Below are 25,014 nucleotides of genomic sequence, written 5' to 3' on the forward strand. Positions count from 1 at the left end.
GTTACTCTTCTACGTAATCTAAATCTTTACCAAAGCTCTCTTTTAATTGGCTCAAGGCCAATAGTGCAATCACAACTGTAATCGCCCCAATTACCATAGCCCCTTCCAGAATACCGATCTGATCCTTGAAAAATTGAAAACCTAAGGTAATAGCTACTAAGGATCCGCGCACAAAATTCGGAACGGTGGTGGTCACCGTGGCTCTTAGATTGGTGCCAAATTGCTCTGCGGCAATGGTAACAAACGTAGCCCAATAGCCAGATGCAAAACCCAACAGTAAACTTAACAGAATGAAACCTTCTGGCGTAAGACCAAAAGAATTGAGGTAGATCGCTACGACGACGGTGGTAAGTAAGATAAAAATCAGCATCACCTTTTTTCTAGATTTCAGTACTTGAGCCAATAAACCAGCAACCACATCACCGATCGAAATACCGATATAGCAATACATAATCCCTTTACCCGCATCTATAATGCCGGTAGCATTCAAGGCTCTACCAAATTCTGGCGAGAAGGTAATCAATACACCCACTACATACCAAAGCGGTAAACCAATTAAAATACAGCACAAGTACTTTTTGAGTCGAGACCAATTGTTGAATAGCATCCAGAGATTACCTCGTTGCACCTGTTTATTGTCGGTCGTTTCTTTAAACATGCCCGACTCGACCAAGCCAATCCGTAAGGTGAGTAATAGCAAACCCATTCCACCACCAATAAAATAACTTACTTGCCAAGTATATCGAGCGCTAATTAAGGCAGCCATCACCGCACCTAACAAACCAACTGCAGCCACGATCATCGTTCCGTAACCTCGATTCTTTTTACTCATAGTTTCTGTCACCAGCGTGATTCCAGCGCCAAGCTCGCCTGCTAAACCGACGCCACCAATAAAACGAACGATGGCGTACTGATCTACACTTGTGACAAATCCATTGGCAATATTGGCTAGCGAATACGTGATAATAGAACCAAATAAGACACTCAATCGCCCTTTTTTGTCGCCCAGCACACCCCACAAAATCCCGCCTACCAACATGCCAAACATTTGGCTATTGATGATCGTAGCACCAACGCGTAGCATATCATCTTCCGATACACCCAGATCTGTCAAGCTTTTGACTCGTACTACAGAAAATAAAATTAGATCGTAGATATCTACAAAGTAACCGAGCGAGGCCACCAGAACTATCAGAATAGTGTTCTTCTTATTGATTTGTCCGTTCATTTACAATTGGTTTGCGCAATGAAACTACAAAAAAATATTTTCAAAAAAAGCATAAATATTTATTGGAGTTATCTCTTGTCAAAGTGATCTTTCCATGCGGTCTGCGCGGCATGATAACCCGACATACCATGTACTCCACCGCCTGGAGGCGTAGACGACGAGCAGATATATACATTTTTAAGCGATGTACGATATGGTGTTAGCGATCTCGTTGGTCGTGTATACAATTGGAAGATATCCATAATTCCTCCATTGATGTCGCCGCCCACATAATTGGGATTGTACGCTTCTAGCTGCGCCGGACTGTAAGTATGTCTTGCTAAGATCGTATCTCGGAAACCCGGTGCAAACCGCTCCACTTGTGCTTCGATTTCTTTGGTGTAATCTTCCGGCGAACCATTCGGCACATGACAATATGCCCAACCCGTATGTTTGCCCTCGGGAGCCCGTTGGCTATCAAATGCACTTTGCTGTGTAAACAACACAAACGGCTTCTCTACTTTCTTACCGAGATGACTGGCCTGCTCGTTGGCAGCGATTTCGGCATAGGTGTTACCTAGGTGTACGGTGGCCGCCTCTTGACAGCGCAAATCTAGAAAAGGCGTTTTCTCCGACAGTGCCCAATCGATCTTGAATACGCCCATACCCTGCCGAAATTGTTCTAATTGTCGGGTATATCCTAGTGAAAACTTCAAACCTTTCAGCCCTAATAATTGCTTTGGTGTCAAGTCAAGGATCAAAGTCGTATGCGAAGGCAATGCTGCGATATCTTCTACCCAAGTCCCCGTTTGCAATTCCCCGCCCAATGATGTGTAATAGCTCAGCAAAGCATTGGCAATGGCTTGCGAACCTCCAATTGGTATGGGCCAGCCATATTTATTACCCACAGCCGAAAGTACTAAAGCAATAGCCGATGTGGTCCAATTGCTCAACGGCTGGATGCCGTGTGCCGCCATGCCTGCCCACAATGCCGCCGCTTGATCCGTTTTAAATCGATTTGCGATCCAACTGGCAGGTTGCAAAGCGTGCAAACCAAATGCAGCCAAATTCAGCGGTTTTTCAGGAAACCGTAAGGGACCCATGATGGCTTTGGCCAATGATTCCCAATGTGCTAACACCGGTTCGATCAAGCTTTGATAACGCTTGCCATCCTTACCGAGTCCGGCAACCGTATCACACAAGCTATTGTGCAGAAAAGCAGTATCGCCATTATCCAAGGGATGAGCAGCCGCGTACTTTGGCGTCACAAATTCCAACCCATGCGCTGCCAACGGCAGCGAACTAAAGAAAGGAGAAGCCATCGCCATAGGATGTATGGCCGAACAGACATCGTGCTTGAATCCTGGCAGCGTGAGTTCCTTCGTTCGCATGCCACCACCAATTTGCTCATCGCCCTCGATCAAAAGCGTAGCAAGACCTTGCTGTCGCAAAGTAATAGCAGCGGCAAGCCCATTCGGGCCAGATCCTACAATAATGGTGTCATATCTGCTCATGCATACATCGGGCTATGGATTTAATATACAAAGAAAGTAAAGCTATTACAAATTAATCGCATCCTGTATTTGGTTGTTCATCCTCGGCGACTGCTGTAGAATCTGTCGCGTCAACTACAGCATCGTTTTTCTTATCGCTCGCCGATCCACAAGCAGATGACATTAAGATTAGTGCGGATAAAAACAAGGTTGCTTTAAAGATTTTTTTCATGATAATGATGTATTTAAAGGGTAAAATATTTACGATAACGTGTTTTGAGTTCTTCTCTCTGGGCGGCTGTCAGCTTAACCGCAGGCTCGGTCTGTGACACCACAGTGGATACTACCTTGTGTACGCCTTCGCCTTTTTCTATAAACAGCACCGTAGGCGATGAAATACGTTTTATAGAATCGACACCCAGCACAGTATATGGATTCCAGATCGCATCAAACTTTTTCAATATAGCTTGATAGCCTGCACTACCTTCTTTGGTGGTCGAGACCTGACCGTCAACCAACTCTTTGGTATCTCGGATATCATAAATATCCAAGTAATAGATCGTTGCATGCTCTTCCCTAGCAAATTCAAACAAGGGTTCTACCGCATTGCGAAACCACGGACAACGAGGCCAGCCAAACAGCACAATACCATTTTCTAAATGGAGCACTTCATCCTCTGTAGCGTATACCACAGGTAGGCTATCGGGCAATGTAACGTGCACCCGACTGCTATCATTGAGGCTTTCTAGTTGTTGCTTGAATTTGGCAGCATCGCCATAGTTGATCGCGGCATCTGCATTCTTTACCGCATTTTTAACAGCTTGCGGATCATGACAACTGGCAAAACAAATCGCCAATCCTGCACATACCGCCCATAGCATATTCCTTTTCATATATTTTCGTTTTTTAGCGTGATCTATCTAATAATTTTTAATTTTTTCACCGATGTCTATCACCTGCGCTTCGGGTTTATATTTTTTAATTAAGCTACTTGCTACTGCCGAGCGATAGCCTGTAGCACAATGCACCACTATAGGTTTGTCAGTCGTGATACGAGCAAGCTGATCTTTGAGCCGCGTGAGCGGAATGACTTGTGCATCGGCAAATACAGGCTTTGCTTTGGCTTCGTCTTCAGACCGCACATCCAAAATCAAATATTGCCCCGACTGTGTTTCAAAGGCCGTCGTGTCGAAAGACGCCGATTGCTGACCTTTTTGTTGCTCCTCATACACCAACACGCCCTTTACTAAAGCTTCGTACCCGATCTTAGCTATTTTTTCTAGTCGCGGCTGGATGCTCGCCTGATCTTCTACAACCAAATAGAATGGTTCATTGGGTTCTACCAAAGTGCCGATCCAAGTTTCTGATTTGAGTCGATCGGGGATATTTATTGATCCGATAAAATGCCCTGTGCGAAACTGTTCGACTGGGCGCGTATCTACTATAAAAGTTGGCAACTCATTGAGCGATATCGCAGCCAACCGAGCCACAGCGCTTAATGCTGGCAACAGTGATTGCGCACCATTTTTATTGACTTCGATAGCGAAAGGAAAGTAGGCTGGTATATCAGGTTGATCGCGCAGCAAATGTGCGACAAAAGCCTCTTGCGTCGTCGGTTGGAAAGCGAAATTCGTTTTCTTTTCCTGCCCGATGGTGCTTACCTTTTCTTTACTCAGTGCTTGTCCACATAAAGACCCTGCTCCATGCGCTGGATACACCAATACATCGTCGGCCAATGGACTGTATTTATGCTGTATGGTTTCATACATTTGTTTGGCCAAATATTCCCGTTGTGAGGCAGCTTCACCAGAGTATTCCCTTAAATCTGGCCGACCGACACCGCCCAGCAAAAGTGCATCGCCTGTAAATACGGCCACCTCCTTGCCGTCGACCAACAAAAGCACAGAAATACTATCAGCAGAATGCCCGGGTGTGTTAATGGCGCGTAGCGAAACTTGGTCGCTTATTGGGAATACATCTGGCTCATCAAAGTCTTGATGTGGAAATGTTGCTTTGGCCAACTTGCTCACCAAAACAGGCACATTAAGCTCTTGATGTACTTGCAAATGAGCGCTCACAAAGTCGGCGTGGCTATGCGTTTCTATGACCGCAACAATCTCCGCTCCGCGTGCTGCCGCATAGTCGTAATAAGGACGCGGATCTCTCGACGGATCGATGATGACTAGTTTCTTATTCGCTTCTATCGCATAAGAAAACTGGGCTAAACCCTCATCCTCAAATTGTTTAATCTCATAATTTACTGCTTTTCGGCCCGAACCGGTACAGGCCAGCATCTTGCTGCTTCCAGCAATAGCGATCGCCAATAGAGATTGATGTATAAATAATCGTCTTTTCATATCATGAACTAATAAGTTGATTAATAGGTAAATAGATGATTCTCCATATACCATTCCTTGCCTGTAAGGTATTGCTCATCTAATCTATCTAGCGTTATATGGATGGAATCTTGCTCGGCATCCAGCCCTTTCAGCACGATGCGTCCGGTGCTTGGTCTTTCATAGTGCCAACGCAATATCCCGAGTCCATCACCGACAGCGGTTCCATACAAAGCCTTGAGGCCTACATCCAACTTTTTGTCCAACAGTTTGCGTTCATCAGCGCTAAACTTCCTGTTCTTATCAATTAGATATAGGCTATTCTCTAGCGAATCAATCTCATAATACAAATAGGTCTTTCCGCCTGCTCTACCCGTAAATTCATACGTTTTCAGCACATCATTTAAGGCGGGTGTACCATTTCCTAGATCGATATCTGCTGGCTTGTTTACTTTGTACACCAAGGTGGAATAGCGTTCAAAGAAAGCTTCGTGCCAGCGCACCGAATCATTCGGATTATAAGGTAACACCTTGCCATTATGTTCAAATGTGCTCACCTGATAATGCCCTGCTGCTTGCGACAAACCTGGCAACACGGGTTCTTTCAAACGACCTTCATTGTAAAATCGATCGTACCTGAAGTAACCATATACAAATAAGAAAAGTACAATAATGACTGACTTGATCACCACATGGCCAATGCGTAGCCATTTCTTTTGAAAAACAGGTGTGTAGTAATGCGGAATTACCGCTTCTCTTTTGATGAATAATCGCCAGATATCAGGCATATATTGTAATAACAGAAAGATAGACAACAACACAAAGTAAGAGCTATATACATGCACAGCGCCATCGTATGCAATATTGGCGTGCCCAATATTAAATAGCACACCAGCATTGATAATCGCGCCAATCGCTGTCGTACCGCGAAAGAAAAGCAGCGCTCCTGCGGCTATTTCTAAAAACCCGAGAAAGATCTCGTATTTGTATGATATCCCAACAATCTGCCAATACAGTTTAAACGGCGCATACGCTCCGAAATCTGTATTCAGATTGGCCAATGATGGGAATGGCATCTGCATCGGAAAGAATTTGATGAAGCCAAAGGCAATCAAACCAAATGCGATGCGGTAGCGCACAATCACGCGAAGCCAATAATAAAGCACCGTGTAGTTGTCTCGTTGACTATTGCGAGCCAATATCGTCCACACCGCACTTCCTAGAGCGGCGACTAGCGCCGTGAACCACCAAGACACATAAGATGCAAATCCCCAAGTGCCGCTTTCGGATTCGATACTGATCCAACCGGATCGAGAGCCACCTGCTATGCTGGCTAGAAAATCATAGAGAGAATCTGGTGCAATCACTTTGTCATACCATTTCCCATCCAATGGGATCACCATCAGAATAAAGAAGATAAAAGCGAATCGAAATCCTACTTTTTCCCAATATCTCCAGACAGTGCGCTGGCTCAACTCGTCATTAGGTGCTATTGTATATACAGATGCCATTTTGTCTAAGAATTAATAGATTAATAAATGCGGATAGGTTTTCGTCTCCCCTCTTGCAGCAAGTATTTCTTCGCTTGCTTTTCGAGCCGTACTTGTAAGGCATTGCCCGCCTGATCTCTCCCCCTGAGAATAAGCGTGGCATCATCTACCTCATCCACTAGAAAATCAAACTTTCGCTGCGGATCATTCTGTCCGTCCAACACTAAGCTTGCGGGCTCGTTTTCTTTTATTTTACGGTAAGCATATCGATAAAAACGACGACCACCATTACCTATGTACTCAAAGTTTCGGGCATTTTGAGCAGATATTCGTGGCTTCAAGCTGTCTGGCTTTACCGTAAAATTTTCGCGTATACTTACGGTATTCCATTCCTCAAAAACAACATCCTTCCAACGATTTTTATCCGTTAGAGAATAAGCCAACGTATCCCCGTTCCACACAAAATCTTTCACATCGTACACGCCCTTCCATTTGCTGACGCCTTGCTGCTCGGGAAAAGGATATCGGCTATCTTTCCAAACCACATACGATTGCACGCTAAAGCCCGCAATGAGCAACAGAAAGACCACTTGTAGATAGGGACGCGAACGAGATACAAGATGATGATATTTTGGTACGAAAAGATCTGGCGAAGCGCCAGTGTGACTTACCAGCAAACCATAAAACCGGGGTAGATCGTATAGAAAAATAACGCTCGCGACAAGCAGTAGAAAAGAACTGTAGACCTGTTCTCCAATGTCATACACATAATTGACGATCACGACATTGAGCAATACCGCGATTAATAAACCAGCGCCGATGACGGCTGTACGACGATGCAACAATAGCAAACCAGCTATCACTTCCAGTGCCCCAATCAGTGGGAGATACCCAGCCGTGGCGATACCATTCGTGAGATAATAGAGCTTCCAGCGCAAAAAATCGCCGTACTCTGTATGCAAGTCACTGAGCGTCGGTTCAGGAATTTGGATCGGTAAAACTTTGACTATTCCTAAAAAAGTGATAGCCAGCGCTAAGCGATAGCGCAGCAAAACGCGCAACCAATAATAGAGTGTCTCGTCATCCCATTGGCATCGTTTGCGAAAATAGTTCCCAAAAACAAAAACGAGTACAAAAGCAGTGACGAGCGCGATTAACCAATTATAATAGCCCGGAACATCTGAACCAACATACGCGCCTTCGCTAACAAAAGACGTACGATAAGTGGCCAACTGAAAGGCATTTTCAAATGAAAACAACGACCCGTTGGACAAAGATTCGTAGAGATACGGATCATATGGGATAGATAAAATCAGGAAGAACAGGAAGCTGACTTCCAACAGCAAGCGGTAATTTGATTTTGATATAGTACTCACAGCGGTCATGTTAAGTGAAAGATTTAATCCAATCCGGGATTTTGCGTTAGATTCGGATCGATAGCAACTTGTGAAAAAGGAATAGGAAGCAGCAACCTATTTACGTCGGATATATTCAGCACTTCTTGCGCTCGACCTGTACGAATGAGGTCGTACCAACGATGATTTTCTAAGGCAAACTCTACCCTATTTTCTTGCTCAATGGCTAGAATCAAAGCAGCACGATTGGATGGTTCCGTAAATAGCGGCACATTTGCGCGGTCGCGTATAGCATTCAGGTCTGTCGTTGCTGCGAGTAGATCGCCAGCACCATTTCTTTCTGCCAACGCTTCGGCTCTGATGAGATACAGCTCGGCCGTACGTATGAGGAAAGCTGGATCAGTACGATTCACCCGATAATATAGATTGCCGATCAGTACATTGGGTTCGGTAGCGGTCGCTGTGCGATACACCAAGGAAGAACGATCGCCACCGATTTCCGGATTGGTCAACAAATTAAAAATTGTCCCAGAAGGACGAATCCACGCTGTTCCGCCATTGGCACTGGCTAACCACTGTCCTGCCTGATTATTGGTATTATTCACGTCGTAAAAAAGCTCGAACACCGACTCGCGTGTATTCGACGCATTATTAGAATAAAAGGAATGATACGGAGTTACTAAGCCATAATTTGTCTGATCTTCGATCAGGTATGAAGCGTAGCGAATTGCTTGATCCCAGTTTTTTTGATACAAATAATACCTAGCCAATAATGCGCGCGCGCTCTGTCTGGTGGCGCGAATACGATTTGTGGTGGCTGGCAGCAGCTCTTCCGCACGTTGCAAATCTAGATGTACTTGTTCATAGGTTTGCTGCAAAGTACTTCTTGGTAGATCTGGCAAAGAACTTGCTGAACTCGTCGGCTCCAGAATAAGCTGTACACCACCCCATGTACGTGCCAGATCAAAATAAGCCAATGCGCGAACGAAGTATGCTTCGCCTACGAGTTGATTTTTATTCTCCTCCGTAAATCCTGTAGTCACAGGCAAAGTCGGCACTTTGGCAATGACGTGATTCGCGCGGTTAATGGTATGGTATATCTGATTCCACACCGTGGCCAGCACCGCGAGATCAGACCGCACGGAATGATTGGTCAATGTTTGGTGCACGGTCTGGCTACCACTGTAAACAATATTATCTCCCGAGAAAAAGCCTAAAATCTGAAAGCTATAGCCGTAGTAGCCATCAGCACGGAGTGCGCTGTAGATACCGCGCACTGCCGTCTCTGCCGAAGTCCGATCTACGATCGTGACCTCATCCGAAACGGCATCTTTGGGTTGTACATCCAGAAAGGATTCACAGCTGGTAAAGGTTAGTGATGACAAAAAAAGTATAAAATATGTCGTGATTTTCATGTTGATTTCGATTAGATGGATTCAAAAAATGCTACAAGGTGACATTCAGACCAAGTTGAAAAGTCCGAGGTTGCGGTGGTGTACCAAATGAACCAATACCCTGCGAATTCGGATTGCTCGTGACGTTAGATTCTGGATCCCCCGTGTATTTGCTCCAGAGAAAAAGATTGGAACCCAAGAAGTAAATTCTCGCATTAGAAAAACCCACTTTTTGCGCAAGTTCCCGGGGCAGCTTGTACCCAAAGGTGAGCTGTCGCAATTTTAAGAAAGAGGCATCTTCCAGATAGCGACTATTCGCATCAATGGTATAGTTGAGCCCCACAGATGTTAAACGCGGAACATCGGTTTGATCTCCGGGCTCTTGCCACCTGTTCAAGACATTTTCAAACACACCGCCGCTGCTGGGGTTGCGTTCTCGAAAATAACGGTATAGATTAAGCGAGTAATTGCCATATTGGAAGCTAAAGTCTACACCCAAATCAAATTGTTTGTAGGTGAAAGTATTCCCAATACCACCATAAAATTTTGGATAAGCATTTCTAAAAACCTTACGGGCAGAAGTAGGCAATGAGCCGTCTGCAAGTTGTCCGTCGAACACCGCATCTCCGGTTTGCGGATCTACATAAAGCTGCTCATACAACCAGAAAGAGTTGAGCGAATGTCCTTCCTTCAGAATCACCCAATCACGCGTATACTGCGTAATCTGCGATGGCAGGTACTCGATGTTATTTCTATTTCCCGAAATATTAATGCTGGTATTCCAAGTGAAGTTTTGATTTCTGATGTTGACAGCGTTTAACAAAAACTCATATCCTTTGTTGCTGATCTCCCCCACATTGGCCCAGTAATCCGAAAAACCAGATGTACCTTGAATTGGTTGTTCTAGCAACAAATCGGAGGTATATTTGTGATACAGATCGACGGTAATACCTAGGCGATGATCGAATAAGGCAATATCGACACCCAAATCTGTTTGTGCGGTGCGTTCCCAACGAAGATTGTCATTACCTAACTGAAACGGACCAACACCAGGAAGCGGTGTACCATGAATATTGGCGTAGCTCGCATCGCCCGACCACAGTCCGCGTGCTGCGAAATTGCTGATGCCGGCTTGATTACCCGTGATACCATACGAACCACGGATCTTGAATTCATTCAACCAATCTGCACTGGATAAAAACTGTTCTTCGCTCAAGCGCCATCCGAGTGAGAATGCAGGGAAATATCCCCAACGGTTGTTGGCACCAAACTTCGAAGAACCATCCGTACGTAAGGTTGCTTCCGCAAAATACCGATCCGCATAATTGTAACCCACCCTTCCGAAAAAGGAGGAAATGGTATATTTCGACCAGCTCTCCGATCCGCGCACAGTAGCTGCTGATGATATCAGCTTGTACGAATCATTGGCAAATCCATTCCCTTCTAGATACGCATAATCAAACGTGTTGCTTTGCAAAGTGTTACCAATCAAAGCAGAAAGCTGATGCTGTCCAATATTGGTTTGATAAGACAATATTTGTTCATTGATCCACGTACTATTGCGGCTGATGCCTGAAGTAGCTTGGTTGGCATTGGCAATTCCGATACTTGTTTTGCTATTCCAGTACTGCGATTCATCGTACAAATTATAATCTGCACTGAAAGTAGAGCGGAGCTTCAAACCTTTCCAAAGGTCAATCTCTGCAAAGGCACTACCGATGTATCGCAAACTGGTCGTATTCACATCATAGTTATCGACCAAAGTGTAGGTGTTATCTACCCCATTGACAGCGCCATCTTCGGTGAAAATCGGAATATTTGTAGCCGAGGAAATGGCCGAATTAAATAGACTGACCTGCGGCCCGTCTCCCGTACGCGCCTGATTGCGATATGTTCTCGAAAAATTATTCGTTAGGCCAATCTTTACGCGATCGGAAAGTTGATGATCAAAATTAAATTTGAGGTTGGCGCGCGAGAAATCAATGACCTTAATAAAGGCTTCTTGACCAGTATAACCTGCACCGATGTAAAAGCGAGATCGGTCTCCACCCCCTTGGACACCTACGCTATAATCTTGTAGCTTGCCATTTCGAAGCAGAAAACCCAAACGATCAAAGGTTTCCTGATCTTCTGGATTTCCGCGACCGCCTTCCGAAATTGGTCGGAATGGTCTGTTGGCAAATGTTTGGTTCAATGCCGGATTATCCAGACCAGAATTAATCCACCACTCATTTGCCAAGGTCGCCGTTTCTGGGCCTGAGGCCAATTTCGGCAACAATGCTTTATTAGCCTCTGCCCAGCCGCCCAAAACATTGACATCGATTTTTGTTTTAGTGCCGTAACTTCCTTTTTTTGTCGTGATGATAATCACGCCATTAGCACCTCGCGACCCGTAAATAGCAGTTGCCGAAGCATCTTTGAGCACCTCAATGGATTCGATATCGGCAGGATTGATATCGGTGAGCGGCGAACTAGTTCGGCCGCCCAAGCCGATCGTTTGTAGCGAAGTGTTGTTCAGGAAAACGCCATCAACAATGTATAAAGGATCGCTGCTGGAGTTGATCGATGTGGTACCACGCACACGCAAAAAGATACTCTCTCCTGGCACACCCGAATTGGTAACTACTTGCACACCGGGCAATTTGCCTTGCAACTGCGCATCGAAGCTCGCTACAGGAATCTTATTGACTTCGGCAGCGTCTAATCTGGCAACTGATCCGGTCAGATCGCGACGGCGCTGCGTGCCATAACCGACAACCACCATTTCTTCCAGTCGATCCGAACTTGGTTGCAAAACGATGCTGATTTCTGGTTGATTGGCTACAATGGTTTTGGAGCTGTAACCGAGTGATGAAAGCAAAATGGTGAGCGGCAATTTCTGGCCAGTGACAATCTGAAAGTTCCCGTGAACATCTGATTTTAAGCTGTGCGTAACGCCCTGTAGCTGTATGGTAACGCCTTCAATGGGTTCTTTAGTCAGAGAATCAATGACTGTGCCTTTCAATGTGGCATTGACCAAAGGTTTGGATTCTTGAGAAAATAAGGGATATACCAAAAAGTGTGACAATAGAATTGTCAAGGAGTACCTAAATACTCTATTTTTCATAGGGGTAAGTTTAAAAGTGAAATACTACAAGTGCCAACGCCAATTAATACTTGTTATACTGTACGGGGAAATGAGGTTACGACCTCAAGATATTGCACTAGCTACACATTCGTGCAGGGCAAAAATGATTGTTCATAGGGAAAATTGTACTGAACGGCAGAGAATTGTAGAGGTCAGAAGGGTTAATTTGGTACTGCATGTTATTCATTTATTAAATGGTTGATATAACTATTTATCTAAGATGTTTTCAAAGATAATCAATATTATTCATAATGTCTATCATTTTAGTAGTATTTATTTATTGAAGTATATTGTCCCGTTTTTAATTGGTTTGACAAGCCCATCTCCATAGTATTTAAAAGATTTCGTACCTTTAAAAGGTTTGAGAGATAAATCTACAAGTGCCAACGCCAATTGACAGTTAGGTAAGTCTACAAACTTTGAGGGCTTCGGCCCTCTTACTTTTGTTCCACACTCACCAGCTGGCAAACTTATTTCAAGACATTGTTTTGCAATCTGGGTGGATATTGCCGACGCCGTGCCATTGTAATCTTACCATAATAATGTCATAATATCGACATAACGATGAGCCACCTAATAGTTCCTCTATTCCTAACATGTATAAATTCATTCCGATCAGGAGCAATTGCTAAAACTCTCTAACTATTGTAAACAGACTTTGCCATGAAAATAAATGTGCAAACATTGTATTCTCTAAGTTTTGGAACAATTTTTGACGATGTATTAGTTCATTAAACCTTTTCTAATTACCTCATTCTGAACAAGTATAATATGGACATGTTAGCAAGTTTTACGGTTATTTTTCGTATTTTTGCAAACATTTCATTAAGGAAGGCATTTAATATAGTAGATGAGACAGCTTAAAATTACACAATCCATTACCAACCGTGAATCTCAATCGTTAGATAAGTATCTTCACGAAATTGGTAAAGTAGACTTAATTACTGCGGAAGAAGAAGTAATCCTAGCGCAACGCATCCGAGAGGGTGATCAAGTAGCGTTAGAAAAACTTACCAAAACGAATCTACGGTTTGTCGTCTCTGTCGCCAAGCAATATCAGAATCAAGGTCTAACGTTAGGTGACTTGATCAATGAAGGTAATTTAGGCCTAATTAAAGCGGCAAAGCGGTTCGACGAAACCAAAGGATTTAAGTTTATTTCTTACGCAGTATGGTGGATTCGCCAATCTATATTACAAGCCATCGCTGAGCAGTCAAGAATTGTTCGTTTACCTTTGAACCAAGTGGGTTCATTGAGTAAAATTAGTAAAGCTTTTTCTAAGCTTGAACAAGAATACGAACGCGAACCTTCTCCTGAAGAATTGGCAGACATCCTAGAAACCACCGTAGATAAGGTATCTGATACACTGAGTAATTCAGGTAGACATGTTTCGATGGATGCACCTTTCGTACAGGGTGAAGAAAACACATTGTTGGACGTATTAGAGAACAAAGATCCGGATACAGATAGCTCTCTAATCGACGAATCGTTATCTGAAGAAATCAAACGTTCTTTAGCAACGTTAACGGAGCGTGAGCGCGAAATTATCGTGTTGTTTTTCGGATTGGGATCCAACCACCAATTATCTCTGGAAGAGATTGGTGAAAAATTCAGCTTGACACGCGAGCGTGTAAGACAGATTAAGGACAAAGCATTGCAACGTTTGCGCCACACTTCCAGAAGTAGAATTCTGAAATCGTACTTAGGCTAAAAACATCCTGCAACATATTGGACATGAAAACGTAGATGCGTAGCCAAAAGCTACGCATTTTTTTGTGTTTAATACTCCTTGATAATTCCTTGCCCAAAAGGAATCAATCTGTTCAACAGAATCTGCTCACTACCAATAGGCACAGCCCGACAAAACCCGTATATTTGAAGAAATGATTGAATTATACACAGACGGTGCTTCTAGCGGAAATCCTGGTCCGGGTGGATACGGCACCATTTTAAGAACGATTTACAAAGGAGATAATGCAGCATTGCACGGAAAGTTAATTGAAAAAGAGTACTCTGGAGGTTTCCGTAAAACCACCAACAACCGTATGGAGTTACTCGCTGTAATCATCGGCTTAGAAGCCCTCAAATCCATCAATCAACAAGTTACCGTCTATTCAGATTCTAAATATGTCATTGATGCTATTGACAAAAAATGGGTGTATGGCTGGATACAGAAAGGATTTGCCGGAAAGAAGAATAAAGATCTTTGGTTAAGATTGATGCAACTGTACAAGCTCCACCAAGTAAGATTGGTTTGGGTAAAAGGACATGCAGGACATCCATTAAATGAGCGATGTGATCGCTTGGCAGTAGCTGCTTCCAAAAACAAACCCGAATGGAAGATAGACCATATCTTCGAAGCGGAAGCAAAGAAAGCATAGAAACAAAAAAAGTCTTGTCCTCTCGGACAAGACTTTCCACATTTAAAACATATAATCAATCACTATCCTACTACTCACCTACTGCCTACACAATGTGATTCGCTTTGTATAAGATAGAGTGGAAAAAGAGCAAAATGTTTAATCGAACTTGTGTTAAAAGATGTTAAGCATTTCGCCAGAAAAAGGAAAAGCCTGATAGTCGTGAAAACTATCAGGCCTTGTACCCAGAGCCGGGATCGAACCGGCATGGATTGCTCCACTGGTGTTTGAGACCAGCGCGTCTACCAATTCCGCCATCTGGGCATCTCTGGTTACTTCCGTTGTTTGAAGTGATGCAAATATAGGCACTCCAAATTGATTTGCAAAGAGAAATCACCATCTGTAACCAAAGCGACTGATTTATAGCGTATTTATTTTTCACACTACCATCTAAACACCTTTACCTATCGCGATTAGCTCCGAATAATGCACTAATTTGATAGTTCAGCAGCGATTATTCTCTCACCAAAGAGCGATCTAAGTGCACATAACCACCATCTACGTGGATTAATTGTCCTGTGGTATGGCTTGATTTGTCTGACAGCAAAAACACACAGGTATCTGCAATTTCTTCTGCTGTTGTCATGCGATTTCCTAACGGAATACGATCAGTAATCTTCTTCAAGGTTTCTTCCGGATTATCCAATGTTTGGATCCAACGATCGTACTGTGGTGTCGCTGCTTCGGCCACCACAATGGCATTTACCCTAATTTGATGAGGCAGTAATTCTACTGCCCATTCGCGCGTTAGCGCGTTGCGACCGCCATTGGATGCGGCATAAGCAGAAGTATTCCCCTGCCCTGTCTCTGCCGTTTTGGAGCTGATATTCACAATCGCACCTCTGCTCGCTTTAAGCGCATCTAATGCGTGATGTGCCATCAGGTAATAATGCACTAAGTTCTTATGCAAGGAAGCTACAAAAGCTTCATAATTGCCCGAAGCTAAACCCACACCGTCGTTGACGCCAGCATTATTTACCAAGCCATCAACACTGCCATACTTTGCAAGCGTTCCATTGACAGCATGTTCGCAAGCCGCTGGATCCGACAATTCTGCTTCGATGGAAAATGCTTCCCCTCCAAGCGCATTCACTTCTGCGACCACGAGCTGATTATCGTCTTCACTTCTACCTACTATGACCGGTATAGCACCTTCTTTTGCTAAAGAGAGCACAATGCCTTTACCAATACCCTTCGCGCCACCAGTAACAATGACGACTTTATTTTTCAAATGTAAATCCATGTTGAATTTTAAAATTTATAGATTCTCCGCGCGGTTTCTCCCCAAAAAGCAGCTTGCTCTTCCAACGAAAATCCATCTAATCTGCTTCCTGCAATCTCCTTAGTTTGCTTGTACGTACTAGCCACCAGACAAACTGGCCAATCTGATCCAAACATCAAACGATCTTTACCAAAGTGAAGAATCACATGATCTATATAAGCAGCGAAGTCAGACACAGTCCAATTGGACCAATCCGCCTCGGTGACCAAACCAGAAACCTTACACACCACATTCGGATAAGTAGCTAGATCAGCAATAAAGCTCGCCCATTGCTCCACTTCTCCGGCTTTGATATCTGGCTTAGCCATATGATCCAATATAAACTGCTGATCGGGATTCTCTTTGACGCAAAGTAAGGTGGAAGCAAAATGTCTTGGACGAATTAGCAAATCATAGGTAAACCCATACTTTGTCAACGCACGAATAGATCGTTGTACTGAATCGCGCATCAAGAATTCTGGATCATCTTCCCCTTGTACCACATGTCGGAAACCTTTAATAATCGGAATCTTGCTGAAACGCTCCAGATGGTCTTCCACATCATCAGCAGTCAGATCCACCCAACCAACCACACCTTTGATCATGCCATACATGGTCGATAAGTCGACTAGAAACTGTGTTTCTTGTAGCGTACAGGACGCTTGTACAGCAATGACACCATCCATGCGATTGCTGTGTAATTCTGCGCGTAAATCGGTCGGCAAAAAATCGCGTCGGATTACACTCATATCTTCCGTTATCCAACTATCGCGCTCCGCGTCGTAGATCCAGAAATGTTGGTGTGCATCTATATTCATGTGTCCCTTCTTTTTTCAGACGGATAAAAACCAATCGATGTGTTAACGATAAGCGATCACTTCTTGACGTGATTCACCCAAATAATCAGCTCCTAACTCAATCACGTCGCCCGCTTTCAAATAGATCGGCGGATTGAATCCTAAACCGACGCCTGCTGGTGTACCCGTAGAGATCACATCACCCGGCAACAAAGTCATAAACTGAGAAACATAGGACACGATAAATGGCACATTGAAAATCAAGTTTTTGGTATTACCATCTTGATACGTTTTGCCATTCACTTTTAACCACAGGCGTACGTTGTTGATATCTGGAATTTCTTCTTTCGTCGTCAATACGGGGCCAATTGGCGCGAAGGTATCACAGCCTTTTCCTTTGTCCCAAGTACCGCCACGCTCCAATTGATATTCGCGCTCGGATACATCATTGTGCAACACATAACCTGCCACATAATCCAAGGCATCTGCTTCAGACACGTATGATGCTTTTTTCTCGACCACGATACCAAACTCTACTTCCCAATCCGTTTTTTCAGAATTTTTAGGAATCATCACTTGATCGAAAGGACCCACTAAAGAAGTAGTCGATTTCATAAAGATAATCGGCTCCGCCGGAATCGCTGCGCCAGTCTCCTCAGCGTGATCTTTATAATTCAGGCCGATACACACTATTTTAGATGGGCGCGCTATCGGCGCACCAATGCGCGCATCAGCAGGCACTTCGGCCAATTTCCCTTCGTTATCTTGTACAAACTGGGCTAATTTTGAAAGCCCATTCTCTGCAAAAAACTGCTCATTATAATCGCCACCAAAGGCCGAAACATCGTAATTTTTCTCTCCAACTTTAACACCGATTTTTTCGTTACCGGCTTCTCCAAAACGTATTAACTGCATGTATATGTTTTTTTTAATTGTTCAATTTAATAAATCCGCCATCAATCGGATAATCATTTCCGGTGATAAATGCCGCGTCGTCGCTACATAGGAATAAAGCCAATTTGGCAATCTCATCTGGCGAAGCCATTCGACCGATGGGTTGCGACTTCGACAATTTGTCGAACATCTCCGCTTCCTGCCCAGGGTAATTAGCCTGAATAAAACCATCTACAAATGGCGTGTGCACGCGTGCTGGCGAGATGCTATTACAACGAATCTTATCCGCCAAGTAATCCCGAGCCACCGACATAGTCATGGCATGAATCGCGCCCTTGCTCATCGAATAAGCAAAGCGATCGCTAATACCCACTAGAGCCGCAATCGAAGCCAAATTCAAGATCACACCGCCGCCCTGTGCTTTCATAACAGGAACTACCGCATGTAATAGATTATAAGCTCCTTTTACATTCACCTGAAAGACGCGCTCAAAATCTTCTTCCGCACATTTCTCGACATTACCTACGTGTGCAATGCCGGCATTATTCACCAAAACGTCCACCTTACCCAATTGCTGCACTAGATCGAGCACTTCTTTTTGATCGGTTACATTGCAGGTATGATGCACCGCACGACTACCTAGATCAGCAATCTCCTGTACTACCGCATTCGATCCTGCTGCATTCAGATCAAAAATATGTACTTCCGCGCCTGCGGCTGCAAAGCTCATACTGATGGCTTTTCCAATTCCGCTACCGCCTCCGGTAACTACAGCTATCTTATCTTTTAGCTTATTCATCATTATTATATTTTATAGAGAAACACCTCTTCTCCAAGGAATAAAATCATCCTGTCCTAATTTCACTGCTTTACAGATTTCGCGTCCGCTCGCCACCTCAATCACATAATCCAAAATGCGATGCGCCGATTCGGCAATACTTTCCTCACCATCGATGATCGTTCCGCAGTTGAGGTCAATAATATCTGGCATCCGTTCGTAGGTCTTTGTGTTAGTCGCAATTTTAATGACTGGCGCGATCGGATTGCCCGTTGGCGTTCCTAATCCAGTAGTAAACAACACTAAATTGGCACCCGCTCCGACTTCTGCTGTCGTACTTTCTACATCATTTCCGGGAGTACATAGCAGATTCAATCCTGGCTTATTGGCCAATTCTGGATAATCCACTACGGCCTGCACGGGAGATGAACCGCCTTTCTTGGCTGCTCCAGCGGATTTGATCGCATCGGTAATCAATCCGTCGCGAATATTACCCGGAGAAGGATTCATGTAAAAACCAGATCCATCCGCTTCGGCTTTGGCATTGTAGGTACGCATCAGGTGAATAAATTTCTCAGCCATTGGCTCATCGATACAACGATCGCTCATCTCCTGCTCTACGCCGCACAATTCTGGAAATTCTGCTAGAATCACGGAGCCACCTACCGACACCAACATATCAGAAAGATATCCTAAAGCTGGATTGGCAGATATACCGGAGAACCCATCAGAGCCACCACATTCTAAACCAATACATAATTTCGACAGTGTAGCTGGCGCACGTTTCATTTGATTCGCGATCGTCAGTCCGGCAAAAGTAGATTTAATCGCATTCTGCATCAAACGCTGTTCTGTACCTTCAAACTGTTGCTCAAAGACATAAAGAGGTTTGTCGAAAGCCGGATCACGCTTGGTAATTTCGTCGCGCAAGATAGAAGCTTGCGCGTGCTGACAACCTAAGCTCAACACGGTTGCACCAGCTACGTTCGGGTGTGTAATATATCCAGCCAATAAACCACAAAGCGCATCGGAATCCATCCGCGTACCACCGCAACCCATGTCATGATTCAAGAACTTAACGCCATCGACATTCGGAAATAAGCGATTGGCCGTGCGATCGATCGCCGTAGGCGAAAGGTCCGCTTTCAATAATTGTGTGGCATCTGCTCCGGATTGATATTGACGAATCAATTCATCCACTTCATTCGAATAATCGGCAGATTGTACGCGGTAACCCAACTTATCTTCCAAAGCAGATTTGAGCGTTAGCACATTGCGATTCTCGCAAAAAACGAGCGGAATAACTAGCCAATAATTTGCCGTACCAACTGTACCGTTACTGCGGTGAAAGCCTTCAAAAGTACGATCTGCGATAGCCGATACATCTGGCTTTTGCCATTCTATTTTTCGCTCACCCAACTTAAAATCCTCCGCCGCATGGCGCAAATTCTCCGTACTAATCAGTTCACCTATCGACAAGGCCACATTGACCTTCCCTACTAGGACACCGTACATAAATACATCGCCATCTTGAGCGATTTCCTCAATCGTAAACTTGTGCTTCGCTTTTATGGGCTGGCGCAAAGTAATTTTTTGTCCTCCAAAATCCACCGTAAATCCTTCCGGAAGGTCGTTTAGCGCTACCAGCACATTATCCTTCGGATGGATTTGTAGAAATTGACGGCGTTCATTATCTCTTATCATGATCTATATTTTCTCTGGGAATGATTACCCGCGTAATTCAAAAATTTTATCCATCAACACCCATTTTTCACCAGCTTTTGCACCCGGTAAAGCTTGTTGATATTTCCACATCAGCTTTTCCCATTCCTGCACACGCTCGTTCTTAGCGTCCGCGTCTGCTTTACGCTCGAAGCTGAAATCATCCCCAACATCCATCAGCATCATCAACCGATTCCCAAAACGATAGATGGCCATCTGATGTACGCCTGCACTCAAAATAGACTCTTCTATCTCGGGCCATATCGCACGGTGGTAAGATTCATATTCTTCGATTAGATCTGCTTGATCTACCAGATCCAAGGCTAACACATGTCTTGTCATTTTTACTCTATTATTTTAAACTATATTCGCTCTTGAAGTCTTTACCACCGGCCTATTATACAACGCAAATAACACCACGATAATAAAGCACAGCAACACAAAGAAGTACGAGTAGGGCATATGACCGGTAATATCCGTAATATAGGCTGCGCCTAATGGAATAATCGCGCCGCCTACGATTGACATTACAATGAGACTGGATGCAGGTTTAGTATCGTGTCCCACACCTTGAATACCCATCGCAAAAATCGTTGGAAACATGATCGACATAAAAAAGGTGATTCCCAATAACGCGTACAAAGTAATCATCCCGCTTCCAAAGATTACCACTAAAGTCAGGATACAGGCGATCATACCATAAGCGGCTAATAGCTTAGCTGGCTGGATAAATTTCATAAAGAAAGAGCCGATAAAACGACCGATCATAAATAAAAAGCCAGCCACACCTGCATAATACTTACTTTCTAATCCACTCATACCCAATGTCTCTTTGGCAAATACCAGCAAGAAACTAAACACATAAACTTGAGCACCGATATAGAAGAATTGTGCAACCACACCCCATCTCACTTGTGTATGCTTCAATACACCGATAAAACCCGAAGCCTTCTCCGACGTTTCTTCTTCTTTGATGTCAGGCAATTTCGTAAAGAAAAATAAAACAGCAACCGCTAAAATTATTCCCCCCAATACCAAATAAGGCCCTTTCACCAACGATGTTTCGGCTTGTATATAGGCCAATCGTGCCGCTTCGCTTAATTGTGCTAATTCTTCTTGGTTTAAGGGCTCTTCGGCCAATATAAAGTAACCGCCAACTAGCGGCGCTAGCGAAGCTGCCAAACCATTGAAAGATTGAGCAAAGTTTAACCTTTCCGTCGCACGCGCTGGATCGCCCAACACCGTGATATAAGGATTGGCCGCGGTCTCTAAAATCGTAAGCCCGCAAGACACGACAAATAAAGCGGTCAGGAAAAATGGATAACTTACGGCATTGGCCGCAGGCACAAACAGAAAACATCCTAAAGAAAAAAGACATAGTCCGACCAAAATCCCAGCCTTATAGCCGTAGCGTTGCATGATCAGTCCTGCCGGAATGGCCAACAAGAAGTACGCAGCGAAAACAGAGGAATCGATCAACGAGGCCTGAAAGTGTGAGAGACTGAAGGCACTTTGCAAATGCTTAATCAGAATTGGATCGAGATTATGAATAAAACCCCAAAAAAAGAAAAGCGAGGTGATCAACACCAACGCAAAGGTATAGCGATTTTTGTTTGTCATCACAGATGATGTATAATTGATTACACGAATTAACGGACATAGATACGCAATTCATTGAATTTTATTACCTAAATAATAAGCGATATTACCTCATTACAAAATATGTTATCTATTTTTGGGAATATATTTAACAGATTGCAGGATGCAGAAGTTGCACCGTTATGAGTCGGAAACACAAAGTTTCCAGATCCGAAAAGATCATATTCCGCAATATCACCAGATTTGGCACTATCATGAAGAGCTTGAATTGATCTACATCAATCGCGGCTTGGGCACCTTTTTTATCGGAGATTGTATTCAGCGCTTCGAACATGGTGCATGCGTGTTGATTGGCAAAAATGTACCGCACTATTGGCATTTCGATGAGGAATATAGTCGGGATGCACAAGCGGAAATATATGTAATTCATTTTCGCGAAGATTTTGCTGGAAAGGATTTTTTGGCCTTGCCCGAATTAGCAGAAGTCCGACGAACGCTGCAACAAGCTCAGAAAGGCTTGTGGATCGAAGCGTTGCCCACAGCAATAGCGTTATCGTTTCAAGATCTAACGAGCGAAACCGGAGGTTTTCAGCAGCTTCATAGGCTATTGCACGTTTTGCATCAGTTTACGCAGTTTGCCCCGAGGGTGAGTCTGATTAGTTCGGAGTATGACATACAACTGCAGCATGAAGAAGTTAACCGAATGAATACCATCATCGGCTATATCAACACCCACTATCGAACGGAGCTAGAATTGACAACCTTAGCGAATTTGTCGGGTATGACGCGCAATTCCTTCTGTCGTTACTTCAAACAACGCACCGGCAAAACATTGACGGCATTTATTACCGCACTGCGTGTGGCACATGCTTGCAAGCTGCTCCGAGATTCGCGTGTATCTATCAAAGAAAGCTGTTTTGATGCCGGTTTCAATAATTTTGTGAGCTTCCATAAAGCATTCAAAAAAATCACCGGCACGACTCCCCTCGCCTATCGCGGCACATTTAGCTAATTATTTAAGGCTGCCGCCATGCGGATCAACGCGGTGTGTAATATCGCTTTCGGACAAGCGACATTAATACGAATATGCCCTTCTGCATTGGCCACGAAATCTTCTTGGCCTTCGATGAGCACGCCGGCTTTTTGCGCGAAGAAAACCGCCCAACGATCGGTGTCTTTGCGTTTTGCCAAGTAGGCGGACAAATCCACCCAAGCCAAGTAAGTCGCTTCGGGTATCTGATAGCGTGCCTCTGGCAAATGTTCCGTCAGAAAATCTTTCAAAAACTGTAAGTTGCCATCAAGATAGCGATTAAGCTGTCGCAACCATTCGGCGCCGTGTTCGTAAGCCGCCTCGGTTGCTGTAATGCTCAATGGAGAATGATAGTCGCTAAATAATCGTTTCCACTCCGTACGCTTGGCTGTATTTTTTATAAAAATATGCGACAACATATTACCCGCCAAATTGAAACTCTTGCTAGGAGCCGAACAAGTGATAATGCGATCGGAATCGGGAAATAATGCAGCCATTGGCGTATGCGATTTACCTTCGCGCAACAAATCACTATGCACTTCGTCGGATATAATCCATACATCATTGTCCAAACAAAGCTGGCCGAGTTCTTTCAATTCTTGTATTGTCCAAACTCTGCCGGTCGGATTGTGCGGATGGCACAGTATAAATACACGAATGCGATTGCTTGGATCTTCTATTTTCTGGCGAAGATCAGCAAAATTCATTTCGTATTTCCCTTCGCTTACTTGCAATGGACTAAATACGACGCCGCGACCACATTGATCGCCAGCTCTTTTAAATGGCGCATAGGAAGGCGTCGTAATCAATATTTGTTCCTCTAGATCAGTCAACAAGGGTACTAATCGATTGAGTGCTGTGACGATTCCAGGTGCTGAAACCAATTCATCGGTATCGATATCCCAGCTATAGTGTTTTAAAAACCAATCTTTCAGCACTTTGCCATAATGCGGATCGAAAATCTTAGAATAACCCAAAATCTTTCGGTCCAAGCGCGCGCGAACGGCATCCAATACGGGTGGCGGACTTGAAAAAGCCATATCGGCTACCCACAAAGAGATCAATTCATGATTAGCATAAGAAATTTGCAGATCGTGATCATTTGGAAACAAGAACGACCGCCAGCCTTCGTAGGTTACACTATTCGTATCAGCTCTATCAATTATTTCGTCAAAGTCATATGTCATAAACAAGTGTAGCACCAAGATATGACTTGGTGCTACACAAAGATGTTTAAAACATCACATACATCCTAGTGCTTTTGCTTAGGACAATGCGGCTTTTACACTGTCTACCAAAGGCGTTGTGGGTCTGCCAATTAGTTGTGATAAGGTCTTATCTTCGCTATACAAATCTCCTTTCGAAGCAGATACATCCCAACTAGCGATCATCGCTGCAAATCCTTCTGGCACGTTATGAGAAACCAAGGCATCTTTATATTCTCCTTCGCTTAAATTGCGATAAGGTATATCTTTGCCCGTTACCTCAGAAATAGCTGCCGCAAGGTCTTTTAAAGTAAATGCTTGATCACCTGCCAGCTCGTACACTTTGCCTTCATGATCTGAGCCTAGCAATACAGCTACCGCAGCTTCTGCCAAGTCTTCACGCGAAGCCGCAGAAATCTTGCCATCACCAGCACTACCGATAAACGCACCACCGGCTACTGCATTCGCTGCAGATGAAGTATAATTTTCAGTATACCAAGCATTACGCAAAATCGTAAAAGGGACACCTGAAGCTTGCAACGATTTTTCACTATCGATGTACTCACCAGCTAGATTCAATGTAGAATGATCCACATTCACCAAACTAGTAAAAACAAGTTGCGAAACACCAGCTTTCTTCGCTGCATGGATTACAGACTCATGATGTTGTAAGCGCTTGCCAATGTCGTTGCTTGATACGAGTAACAAGCGATCAACTCCTGCTAAGGCATCTTCCATATGCTCAGGTTGGTCGTAGTCGAATGCACGCACCTCAACGCCAAGATCTTGCGCTTTTTCGGTATTTCGTGCCAAAGCTACTACGTCAACATTTTCATTTTTCAATTTTTCTAGCACCAAACGACCTAGTTGTCCAGTAGCTCCTGTTACTGCTATTTTCATATGTTT

Annotated in this window: 21 protein-coding genes and 1 tRNA gene; 3 read left to right on the forward strand and 19 right to left on the reverse strand. The window is 44.0% G+C overall.

Annotated features, from left to right (window positions below; all coding sequences use genetic code 11):
- Position 1 precedes the first annotated feature (1 nt).
- The 9 genes from GKO22_RS07035 to GKO22_RS07075 form a co-directional block, all read right to left on the reverse strand.
- A complete protein-coding gene (locus tag GKO22_RS07035) occupies positions 2–1,228 on the reverse strand; it encodes an MFS transporter (RefSeq protein ID WP_166333570.1) in 1,227 nt (408 codons plus the stop codon).
- 68 nt (positions 1,229–1,296) lie between these two features.
- Positions 1,297–2,721 (reverse strand): phytoene desaturase family protein, encoded by a 1,425-nt coding sequence (locus GKO22_RS07040; protein ID WP_166333572.1) that lies wholly within the window; start codon positions 2,719–2,721, stop codon positions 1,297–1,299.
- A 52-nt stretch (positions 2,722–2,773) separates the two neighbouring features.
- The gene (locus GKO22_RS07045) at positions 2,774–2,932 is read right to left on the reverse strand and encodes a hypothetical protein (RefSeq protein WP_166333574.1); all 159 of its coding nucleotides are present in this window, start codon (positions 2,930–2,932) and stop codon (positions 2,774–2,776) included.
- A gap of 13 nt (positions 2,933–2,945) precedes the next feature.
- On the reverse strand, positions 2,946–3,593 hold the full coding sequence (locus tag GKO22_RS07050; RefSeq protein ID WP_166333575.1) for a hypothetical protein: 648 nt from the start codon (positions 3,591–3,593) through the stop codon (positions 2,946–2,948).
- 27 nt (positions 3,594–3,620) lie between these two features.
- Positions 3,621–5,057: a rhodanese-like domain-containing protein gene (locus GKO22_RS07055; RefSeq protein ID WP_166333577.1), complete on the reverse strand. Its 1,437-nt coding sequence runs from the start codon at positions 5,055–5,057 to the stop codon at positions 3,621–3,623.
- A gap of 20 nt (positions 5,058–5,077) precedes the next feature.
- Complete coding sequence (locus tag GKO22_RS07060; RefSeq protein ID WP_166333579.1) at positions 5,078–6,547, reverse strand: hypothetical protein; 1,470 nt, start codon at positions 6,545–6,547, stop codon at positions 5,078–5,080.
- A gap of 20 nt (positions 6,548–6,567) precedes the next feature.
- Complete coding sequence (locus GKO22_RS07065) at positions 6,568–7,902, reverse strand: beta-carotene 15,15'-monooxygenase (RefSeq protein ID WP_166333582.1); 1,335 nt, start codon at positions 7,900–7,902, stop codon at positions 6,568–6,570.
- A 23-nt stretch (positions 7,903–7,925) separates the two neighbouring features.
- Positions 7,926–9,296 carry a RagB/SusD family nutrient uptake outer membrane protein gene (locus GKO22_RS07070; RefSeq protein ID WP_166333583.1) on the reverse strand — a complete coding sequence of 457 codons (1,371 nt, stop codon included), beginning with the start codon at positions 9,294–9,296 and terminating at the stop codon, positions 7,926–7,928.
- A 31-nt stretch (positions 9,297–9,327) separates the two neighbouring features.
- The gene (locus GKO22_RS07075) at positions 9,328–12,381 is read right to left on the reverse strand and encodes a SusC/RagA family TonB-linked outer membrane protein (RefSeq protein ID WP_166333585.1); all 3,054 of its coding nucleotides are present in this window, start codon (positions 12,379–12,381) and stop codon (positions 9,328–9,330) included.
- Positions 12,382–13,252: 871 nt separating this feature from the next.
- Here GKO22_RS07075 and GKO22_RS07080 point away from each other — a divergent pair.
- Together GKO22_RS07080 and GKO22_RS07085 are read left to right on the forward strand one after the other, a co-directional pair.
- A complete protein-coding gene (locus tag GKO22_RS07080; protein WP_066753499.1) occupies positions 13,253–14,113 on the forward strand; it encodes a sigma-70 family RNA polymerase sigma factor in 861 nt (286 codons plus the stop codon).
- Positions 14,114–14,285: 172 nt separating this feature from the next.
- Positions 14,286–14,783 carry a ribonuclease H family protein gene (locus GKO22_RS07085; protein WP_166333587.1) on the forward strand — a complete coding sequence of 166 codons (498 nt, stop codon included), beginning with the start codon at positions 14,286–14,288 and terminating at the stop codon, positions 14,781–14,783.
- Positions 14,784–15,004: 221 nt separating this feature from the next.
- On the opposite strand, the gene GKO22_RS07090 is transcribed toward GKO22_RS07085, so the two are convergent.
- The 8 genes from GKO22_RS07090 to fucP form a co-directional block, all read right to left on the reverse strand.
- Positions 15,005–15,086 (reverse strand) — tRNA-Leu (locus GKO22_RS07090).
- 190 nt (positions 15,087–15,276) lie between these two features.
- Entirely contained in the window at positions 15,277–16,065 is a 789-nt protein-coding gene (locus tag GKO22_RS07095) for an L-fucose dehydrogenase (protein ID WP_166333589.1), read from the reverse strand.
- Between the two features lie 8 nt (positions 16,066–16,073).
- Positions 16,074–16,901, reverse strand: a complete 828-nt coding sequence (locus GKO22_RS07100) for an amidohydrolase family protein (RefSeq protein WP_166333591.1) — start codon at positions 16,899–16,901, stop codon at positions 16,074–16,076.
- Positions 16,902–16,943: 42 nt separating this feature from the next.
- A complete protein-coding gene (locus GKO22_RS07105; RefSeq protein ID WP_166333593.1) occupies positions 16,944–17,795 on the reverse strand; it encodes a fumarylacetoacetate hydrolase family protein in 852 nt (283 codons plus the stop codon).
- A gap of 13 nt (positions 17,796–17,808) precedes the next feature.
- Positions 17,809–18,573, reverse strand: coding sequence for an SDR family NAD(P)-dependent oxidoreductase (locus GKO22_RS07110; RefSeq protein WP_166333868.1), 765 nt, complete (start codon positions 18,571–18,573; stop codon positions 17,809–17,811).
- Positions 18,574–18,585: 12 nt separating this feature from the next.
- On the reverse strand, positions 18,586–20,256 hold the full coding sequence (locus tag GKO22_RS07115; RefSeq protein ID WP_166333595.1) for a UxaA family hydrolase: 1,671 nt from the start codon (positions 20,254–20,256) through the stop codon (positions 18,586–18,588).
- Positions 20,257–20,280: 24 nt separating this feature from the next.
- Entirely contained in the window at positions 20,281–20,616 is a 336-nt protein-coding gene (locus tag GKO22_RS07120) for an L-rhamnose mutarotase (RefSeq protein WP_166333597.1), read from the reverse strand.
- A gap of 15 nt (positions 20,617–20,631) precedes the next feature.
- Positions 20,632–21,894, reverse strand: a complete 1,263-nt coding sequence (gene fucP, locus GKO22_RS07125) for an L-fucose:H+ symporter permease (RefSeq protein ID WP_166333599.1) — start codon at positions 21,892–21,894, stop codon at positions 20,632–20,634.
- A 142-nt stretch (positions 21,895–22,036) separates the two neighbouring features.
- Here fucP and GKO22_RS07130 point away from each other — a divergent pair, with 142 nt between their 5' ends.
- On the forward strand, positions 22,037–22,885 hold the full coding sequence (locus GKO22_RS07130; RefSeq protein WP_166333601.1) for an AraC family transcriptional regulator: 849 nt from the start codon (positions 22,037–22,039) through the stop codon (positions 22,883–22,885).
- Here GKO22_RS07130 and GKO22_RS07135 read toward each other — a convergent pair.
- Positions 22,882–24,090 carry a MalY/PatB family protein gene (locus GKO22_RS07135; RefSeq protein WP_166333603.1) on the reverse strand — a complete coding sequence of 403 codons (1,209 nt, stop codon included), beginning with the start codon at positions 24,088–24,090 and terminating at the stop codon, positions 22,882–22,884. The genes GKO22_RS07130 and GKO22_RS07135 overlap by 4 nt on opposite strands.
- A 78-nt stretch (positions 24,091–24,168) precedes the next feature.
- A complete protein-coding gene (locus tag GKO22_RS07140; RefSeq protein WP_166333605.1) occupies positions 24,169–25,008 on the reverse strand; it encodes an SDR family oxidoreductase in 840 nt (279 codons plus the stop codon).
- Positions 25,009–25,014 lie beyond the last annotated feature (6 nt).

The organism is Sphingobacterium chungjuense, assembly GCF_011316935.1.
Classification (GTDB): domain Bacteria; phylum Bacteroidota; class Bacteroidia; order Sphingobacteriales; family Sphingobacteriaceae; genus Sphingobacterium; species Sphingobacterium chungjuense.

Excerpts from the sequence above, each read along its gene's own strand:
- GKO22_RS07075 (WP_166333585.1), bottom strand. The coding sequence starts at position 12,381 with ATGAAAAATAGAGTATTTAGGTACTCCTTGACAATTCTATTGTCACAC.
- GKO22_RS07040 (WP_166333572.1), bottom strand. The coding sequence starts at position 2,721 with ATGAGCAGATATGACACCATTATTGTAGGATCTGGCCCGAATGGGCTT.
- GKO22_RS07035 (WP_166333570.1), bottom strand. The coding sequence starts at position 1,228 with ATGAACGGACAAATCAATAAGAAGAACACTATTCTGATAGTTCTGGTG.
- GKO22_RS07100 (WP_166333591.1), bottom strand. The coding sequence starts at position 16,901 with ATGAATATAGATGCACACCAACATTTCTGGATCTACGACGCGGAGCGC.
- GKO22_RS07095 (WP_166333589.1), bottom strand. The coding sequence starts at position 16,065 with ATGGATTTACATTTGAAAAATAAAGTCGTCATTGTTACTGGTGGCGCG.
- GKO22_RS07110 (WP_166333868.1), bottom strand. The coding sequence starts at position 18,573 with ATGAATAAGCTAAAAGATAAGATAGCTGTAGTTACCGGAGGCGGTAGC.
- GKO22_RS07045 (WP_166333574.1), bottom strand. The coding sequence starts at position 2,932 with ATGAAAAAAATCTTTAAAGCAACCTTGTTTTTATCCGCACTAATCTTA.
- GKO22_RS07105 (WP_166333593.1), bottom strand. The coding sequence starts at position 17,795 with ATGCAGTTAATACGTTTTGGAGAAGCCGGTAACGAAAAAATCGGTGTT.
- GKO22_RS07080 (WP_066753499.1), top strand. The coding sequence starts at position 13,253 with ATGAGACAGCTTAAAATTACACAATCCATTACCAACCGTGAATCTCAA.
- GKO22_RS07085 (WP_166333587.1), top strand. The coding sequence starts at position 14,286 with ATGATTGAATTATACACAGACGGTGCTTCTAGCGGAAATCCTGGTCCG.
- fucP (WP_166333599.1), bottom strand. The coding sequence starts at position 21,894 with ATGACAAACAAAAATCGCTATACCTTTGCGTTGGTGTTGATCACCTCG.
- GKO22_RS07070 (WP_166333583.1), bottom strand. The coding sequence starts at position 9,296 with ATGAAAATCACGACATATTTTATACTTTTTTTGTCATCACTAACCTTT.
- GKO22_RS07130 (WP_166333601.1), top strand. The coding sequence starts at position 22,037 with ATGCAGAAGTTGCACCGTTATGAGTCGGAAACACAAAGTTTCCAGATC.
- GKO22_RS07055 (WP_166333577.1), bottom strand. The coding sequence starts at position 5,057 with ATGAAAAGACGATTATTTATACATCAATCTCTATTGGCGATCGCTATT.
- GKO22_RS07060 (WP_166333579.1), bottom strand. The coding sequence starts at position 6,547 with ATGGCATCTGTATATACAATAGCACCTAATGACGAGTTGAGCCAGCGC.
- GKO22_RS07135 (WP_166333603.1), bottom strand. The coding sequence starts at position 24,090 with ATGACATATGACTTTGACGAAATAATTGATAGAGCTGATACGAATAGT.
- GKO22_RS07050 (WP_166333575.1), bottom strand. The coding sequence starts at position 3,593 with ATGAAAAGGAATATGCTATGGGCGGTATGTGCAGGATTGGCGATTTGT.
- GKO22_RS07115 (WP_166333595.1), bottom strand. The coding sequence starts at position 20,256 with ATGATAAGAGATAATGAACGCCGTCAATTTCTACAAATCCATCCGAAG.
- GKO22_RS07120 (WP_166333597.1), bottom strand. The coding sequence starts at position 20,616 with ATGACAAGACATGTGTTAGCCTTGGATCTGGTAGATCAAGCAGATCTA.
- GKO22_RS07140 (WP_166333605.1), bottom strand. The coding sequence starts at position 25,008 with ATGAAAATAGCAGTAACAGGAGCTACTGGACAACTAGGTCGTTTGGTG.